Here is a 6449-nt window from a genome sequence, read left to right as displayed (position 1 = left end):
TCCCGGACCCGCCCCTGCCCCCGCTATCGACCGCGGCCCTGCGGGCGGCGCCCGTCAGGATTCTGGTTCTCGGCCCCACCACCGTCGCCGGCACGGAACCCGCCGACACAGAGCGCCTCGACCTGCTCACCGAGGCCGCCGTCTGTCTGGCGCTGCACCCGCACGGCATTCGCCCCAGCGTTCTGGGCACCATGCTGTGGCCGCTTGGCGTCACGGGCGACGTCGTCAATGCCACGGTGGACCGTCTGCGCGACTGGCTCGGGAACGATAGCCACGGCATACCGCATGTGCGCCAGGATGAGGAAGGACGGCTGGTGCTCGGACCGGACGTCGTCTGCGACTGGGATGTACTGCGCTCCCTCCTGGACGCCTCCCGTCACACCGACACCCGACGCGAAGCAGAACTTCTCCTCGAAGCCCTGCGCCTGGTACGTGGACCCGTCGGCGCGGACCTCCCGGCGGGCCGCTACAGCTGGCTGGCCAGGGTGCGTACCGCGCGCCAGGCCGATCAGCTCATTGCCGACGCCGCCCATCGTGCCGCGCAGATTCTTCACGACACCGACCCGGAGGGGGCGGCGCTCGCGGTGGATACCGGGCTCAGGGTGGTTGATCTTGACCAGCGGCTCTGGCGCGACCGGTTGCGGCTGGCGGCCGATCGCGGCCGGGACGATCTGCTCGCCCACGTCGACGCCCTGCTCGATGCTGCCGGAGCCGATGAGGTCGCGCATGTGGATCCAGCCACCGCGGCGCTCGTCGAGGAGCTGGCGCCTGGCGCCTCGGTCCGCCGTACCACCGCCTGAGGCAGCCGCCGGCCATGCGTGTACTGCTCAGCGTTCGCCCTTCCGCCGCCGACGGTCGGCAGGCCTGCGATCTCATTGTCACCGCTCCGCCCGAGACGACGATCCACGAGCTCGCCGACGCACTCAACCGGGCCGTGCCCGGCCCCAGCGCGGGGGCGCTTACCGAGCTGCCCCGCAAACTTACGGTGGTCGGGGAGCAGACGGCGACCGGGCCGGATTCCGCGCCGCCCTCACTGTGGCACGGCTCCAACCGTCTGGATCCGCAGGTGACCCTGGAGACGGGGGGTATCCGCGACGGCATGTTGCTGGGCCTGGGAAGCCCCGCCATGGGCGACGAGGACGAGCCCGACGGCGTCGTTGAACTGCGCGTCATCTCCGGCCCGGGCGCGGGGGCGGTGCACCGGCTCGGACTGGGCCGCTACACGATCGGCGGCGCCTGCGCCGACATCCCCCTGGAGGGGCACGCAGAGGAAGACGACCTCGAACTGGTCGTCTTTTCCGGCGGCCGAGCCGTACTGAGCCCATGCGAGGATGCCGCCGAGCGGATGCTGGAACCGGCCCCAGCTCGGAAGCGGGAACTGCCCGGGCCCCTGGTCCTGGGGCTCAAACAGGAGCCGGAGTCACGGCGTCGCTCTCGTCGCCGTCGGCGCCGCGACCGCAAACAGCCTGCCGAGACGGTTCCGGAACAAACCCTGGAAGAACAGCCGCCGGACACCCCCCGCAGGTTCCTGGAATTGGACCGACGTTCCCTGGAACCGGACACCATCTGGGAGGAAGGGGCGGTGCTCACCGTCGGACGCACCCAACTGGCCATCGGCCCGGTTCCGGCCGCGGACGCGGTGGCAACCCCGACACCCGGCGCGCCGACCCTTGACTTCAACCGGCCGCCCCGCCTGGCCCGGCCCACTCGGGAGCGGATATTCACCCTGCCGCGCCAGCCGCAGCCGCCCGGGAAGCCGCCCTTCCCCCTGGCCATGCTCCTGTCGCCCCTGGTCATGGGCGGCGGAATGTACCTGCTCACCCACAGGCCGGCGACGCTGCTGTTCGTGGTGCTGTCCCCGATCATGATGCTGGCCAACCGCATCCAGGGCCGTTCCACCCGCAAACGCGCCTACCGCGACGGGATGCGGCAGTACCGGCAGCAGAAGGCCGCCGCCGAGGCGGCAGCTCACCGGGCACTGCTGGAGGAGCGGGGACTGCGGCGCCGGGATGCCCCGGATCCGGCAGAAATCCTGCTGCGCGCCACCGGGCCCCGTGCGGGGTTGTGGGAACGGCGCCCCAGCGACCCCGACTGGTTGGACTTGCGCGTGGGCACCGCCGACGTGCCCAGCGAGGTCGTCCTTCAGGACCCCGCACGCGCCACCTATGAGGAGCCGCTGCGCTGGACCGCCCCCGATGTTCCGGTGACGGTCGGACTCGGACGGCTCGGCGTCGCCGGTGTTGCCGGCGAGGAACGCCACCGCGTGGCCACCTGGCTGGTGGCACAAGCCACCGCGCTGCATTCGCCCGCCGAGCTGGACCTGGTCATCCTCGCCGACCCGGAGCAGGCCGCTGCTTCCCAACCGCGGTGGGACTGGGCGCGCTGGTTGCCGCACCTGCGCAATCCCGAGGGAGCTGGTGCGCGGGCCCGTGTCGGATTCGACGAGGAGACCGTGACGCGTCGCGTCAACGAACTCGTCAGCCTCATCGAATCCCGTGCGGAGGGAGCGGACAAGGACGCGGGGCGCGCATCCGTGCTGGTGGTGCTGGACGGTGCCCGAGCGCTGCGGCTGGTGCCGGGCATGGTCCGCATCCTGCGGGAGGGCCCGCAGCTGGGCATCTACCTGTTGTGCATCGACCGGGAGCGCCCCGCCCTGCCGGAGGAGTGCCGTGCGGTGGTTGCTACCGGCCCGGGGCCGGCTGCAGTCGCGGAAACCGGGCAAGATGAGGTTGAGCAGGTGCTCCTCGACCTCGTACCCGCGGGCTGGTGCGAACGCGTCGCTCGGTCCTTGGCCCCCATCAGGGACGTCTCCGCCGCAGGCGCGGAGGGAGCCATTCCCACCAGCTCCAGGTTCCTCGACGTCGTCGACATGGCCGAGCCCAGCGCTCAGGGCGTGCTCCAGACATGGCGGCGGGTGGGGCGCACCACTCGGGCCGTCATCGGTGAGGACGCGGAGGGCCTGTTCGCCGTGGACATCCGTGCCGACGGCCCACATGCGCTGGTGGCCGGCACGACCGGCTCGGGAAAGTCCGAGCTGCTGCAAACCCTCATTGCGTCCCTATGCGTCGGTAATTCGCCCGATGACATGACCTTCGTCCTCGTCGACTACAAGGGCGGCGCCGCCTTCAAAGACTGTTCCCGGCTGCCGCATACCGTGGGTATGGTCACCGACCTCGATGGGCACCTGACCGCCCGGGCCCTGGAATCGCTGGGAGCCGAACTGCGCCGACGCGAGCTGCAACTCGCCCGAGCCGACGCGAAAGACATTGAGGACTACGTGGCGGCCATGGCGCCGGGGGACGAGCCCATGCCGCGGCTCATGATCATCATCGACGAGTTCGCCGCCCTGGTTGCCGAACTCCCCGACTTCGTCACCGGCCTGGTCGACATTGCCCGTCGCGGTCGCTCGCTCGGCGTGCATCTGGTCCTGGCGACGCAGCGTCCAGCGGGGGTGGTCTCCGCCGAGATCAAGTCCAACACCAACCTGCGTATCGCCCTGCGGGTGACCGACGAGGCCGACTCCGATGACGTCATCGAATCCGGGGCCTCGGCCCGGATCCCTCCATCCATACCCGGCCGCGCCTACGCCCGCCTGGGGCACGCCAGTTTGCAGCAGTTCCAGGCAGCGCGTGTCGGCGGGCGTCCGCGCAGCGCCGTACCGCAGGCGGCGCTGCGCACCGGCCGGCTGACCCTGGCGGAGATGTCACGGCCCGAACCGGCCCCGCCCCAGGTGGAGGAGGACGTCTCCATCCCCACCGATCTGGCCACGCTGGTTGACGCCATGAACCAGGCGCATCGGGATACCGGCAGGCCCAACCCGCACAGTCCCTGGTTGGCGCCGCTGCCGGACAACGTGACCCTCGACCAACTGGAGGACCGTCACTCGGCTAAGTCGCAGGCGGACGACTCGCGGCCGGATACCGAGCTTCGCGAGCAGGGATTGCTGCCCCCGCTGATTCTCGGGCTGGAGGACATCCCCGCCGAGCAGGATCAGCGGCTGATGACGTGGGACTACACTCGCGCCGGACACCTGGGTGTGGCGGGGGCCGCGCGCTCGGGCCGGTCGACGCTGCTGCGGGCGCTGGCCGTGGCGGCCGCCCGTACGGCCTCACCTCAGGACGTGCATCTGTACGGCATTGATGCCGGCACCGGCGCGCTGCTGCCGCTCGTGTCCCTGCCGCATACGGGCGCCGTGGTCACCCGTGACCAGCCGGACCGAGTACGGCGACTGACCGAGCTGCTCGGCAAGGAGGTGAGCCGCCGCCAGCAGGCCCTGGCCATGGGTGGTTTCGCCTCGGTGACGGAGCAGCGGGCTGCGGCTGCGCCCTCCGAGCGCATGCCCTACCTGCTGCTGCTCCTGGATCGGTGGGATGGCTTCGTGGCGAGCTTCGAACAGGTTGACGGCGGCCTTCTGCTGGAACGGATGGAGACGCTGCTGCGCGAAGGCCCTGCCGCTGGGCTGCGCGTCGTCGTCGCCGGGGACCGCAGCATCTTCCGGGGACGCATGGGCATGATGCTGGAGGACCGGATCGTGCTGCGCATGCCCGCGCCGGAGGACTTCGAGCTGGTGGGCATGCGTTCGCGGGATGTACCCGTGTCCATGCCGCCCGGACGCGCCTTCCGCAGCGGCACGCATCCGCGTGAAGTGCAGCTCGCGCTGCTCGACGCCGACCCTGCCGGCACCGCCCAGGTGGCCGCCGTACACCGGGAAGGCGAACGCGCACAGAAACGCTGGGGCGAGACACCGGCGGCGCGCCGACCCGCGCGGGTGGATGAACTGCCGTTGGTGTTGACCGACGCCGAGGCGCTGGCGCTCGGACCCGAGCTGGGGCCTGGCGAATTCGCACTCGCGGCGGGCGGCGACACGCTATCGCTTATCCCATTGCGCATGGACGAGGTCGGCAATGGCGTCCTGGTCACGGGGCCGCGACGCTCGGGCAAGTCGACCGCCCTGTGCTTCGGCGTGGCCACGGCCCTCGCCGCCGGTGCCCGCATCATCCTCGTGCTCGCCCGCCGCTCCCCGCTGAGCGCCTACCGGAACCACCCCGGGGTCGTGGCCGTATTGGACGAGTCCGCCAAGGCTGAAGACCTGCGTGAACTGCTGAAGACCGAGGGAACGTCCACACTGGTCGTGGTTGACGACTACGACGTACTCGGTAACGACCATGCCCTCGTGCCGGCGTTCGAGGAACACGTCAAGGCCTGCCGCGACCAGAGCGGGGGCGTGCTGGTCGCCAGCGGGGTGGATGAGCTGACCGGCATGTATCGGGGGCTCATGACTCAGGTGAAGCGGAATCGCACCGGCCTGATCCTGGCCCCCCGGTCTCCGCAGGACGGTGACGCCCTATCGGCTCGCCTACCCCGTTCAATCGGGCAGCCGGTTCCCCTGGGACGCGGCATCCTGGCTCGGCCGGGCAGCTGGACCTGGGTGCAGGTGCCGCGCACCGGTGCCGTGCAGTAACAAGCCGCCGGCTCAGCCGATGCCGGCCACCGGCGCCGACAGCGGGGCGCCGCTGGCGTCACGGCGCTCGTCGACCTCGGGCAGGTCAACCGGCTGCCCGCCGCTGCCCACGGCGCGGGCCGGCCCCACCCCGACCCAGGCGAGCACGAGCTCGGCCTCACCCCGCAGGAAGCGCTGGGCCCGTACTCCGCCCGTCGCCCGGCCCTTGGCCGGGTACCGGTCCAGCGGCGTCACCTTGACGCTGCCGGACCCGGTTCCGGGCAACGCCCCGTGCGCGTCCGCCACCGTGACGACGACCGCCTCGGCCAACAGCTCGTCCGGAACCGCCGCCCCGGCGACGACGCGGGCGCCCTCGTGCAGGGACACCCCCGCCATGCCGCCGGCGCCGCGCCCCTGCGGCCGTACCTTGGACGCTTCGAAACGCAGCAGGCGGGCGTCGGAGGTCACCAGCACCAGCATGTCGGTGTCGGCGGCAGTTCCGGCGAACACCACCCGGTCGCCATCGGACAAAGAAATCACGTCCCAGGCATCGCCGTGCTTCGGCTCACTGCCGGGCTTGACGCGTTTGACCACCCCGGCTGCGGTCGCCAGCGCCAGCGGCGTACCGGCGTCGACGCCCGGGGAGCCGATCGGAACCAGGCCGACGATCTGCTCTGCCGGTTCAATGTCCGCCAGCAGCCGGGCGGGTTGGCCACCTGCCAGCGAGGGAGCCCCCTCCAGGCGCGGAACCTCGGGGGCAGACAGCACCTCCATACGCACCAGGCGTCCGGTATCGGTGACGACGCCGACCTGCCCGCGCGCCGTCGTCGCCACCTGGGAGGTGATCGCGTCATGACGCTGCCGCCCGCCCGAGCGCGGCACCGGCTCCGCGCCGGCGACCCGGGCCACCAGGCCGGTTGCCGACAACACCACACGGCACGGGTCATCGGGCACGGTCAGCGGCACATCCTTGGCTCCGGCCATGAGACTGACCGCCGCAGCCTGCCGC

Annotated in this window: 2 protein-coding genes and 1 pseudogene; 2 read left to right on the top strand and 1 reads right to left on the bottom strand. The window is 71.5% G+C overall.

Features of this window, described 5'->3' with window-relative positions:
• Together RWX45_RS02630 and RWX45_RS02625 are read left to right on the top strand one after the other, a co-directional pair.
• A pseudogene (locus RWX45_RS02630) lies at positions 1 to 800 on the top strand (hypothetical protein); the annotation flags it as partial.
• 14 nt (positions 801 to 814) lie between these two features.
• On the top strand, positions 815 to 5461 hold the full coding sequence (locus RWX45_RS02625) for an FtsK/SpoIIIE domain-containing protein (protein ID WP_316022235.1): 4647 nt from the start codon (positions 815 to 817) through the stop codon (positions 5459 to 5461).
• Positions 5462 to 5473: 12 nt separating this feature from the next.
• Here the strand turns inward: RWX45_RS02625 and RWX45_RS02620 are convergent.
• Positions 5474 to 6449: DNA gyrase C-terminal beta-propeller domain-containing protein (locus RWX45_RS02620; RefSeq protein ID WP_316022234.1), on the bottom strand; the 976-nt coding region annotated here is incomplete at its 5' end.

This window comes from Actinomyces sp. MRS3W (assembly GCF_032465695.1).
Lineage (GTDB): Bacteria > Actinomycetota > Actinomycetes > Actinomycetales > Actinomycetaceae > Actinomyces.
Note: the sequence above shows the minus strand (reverse complement) of the source record. Positions and strands in the feature narration are given on the sequence as shown.

Bases quoted from the DNA above. Each gene is read 5' to 3' on its own strand.
- RWX45_RS02625 (WP_316022235.1), top strand. From the start codon at position 815: ATGCGTGTACTGCTCAGCGTTCGCCCTTCCGCCGCCGACGGTCGGCAG.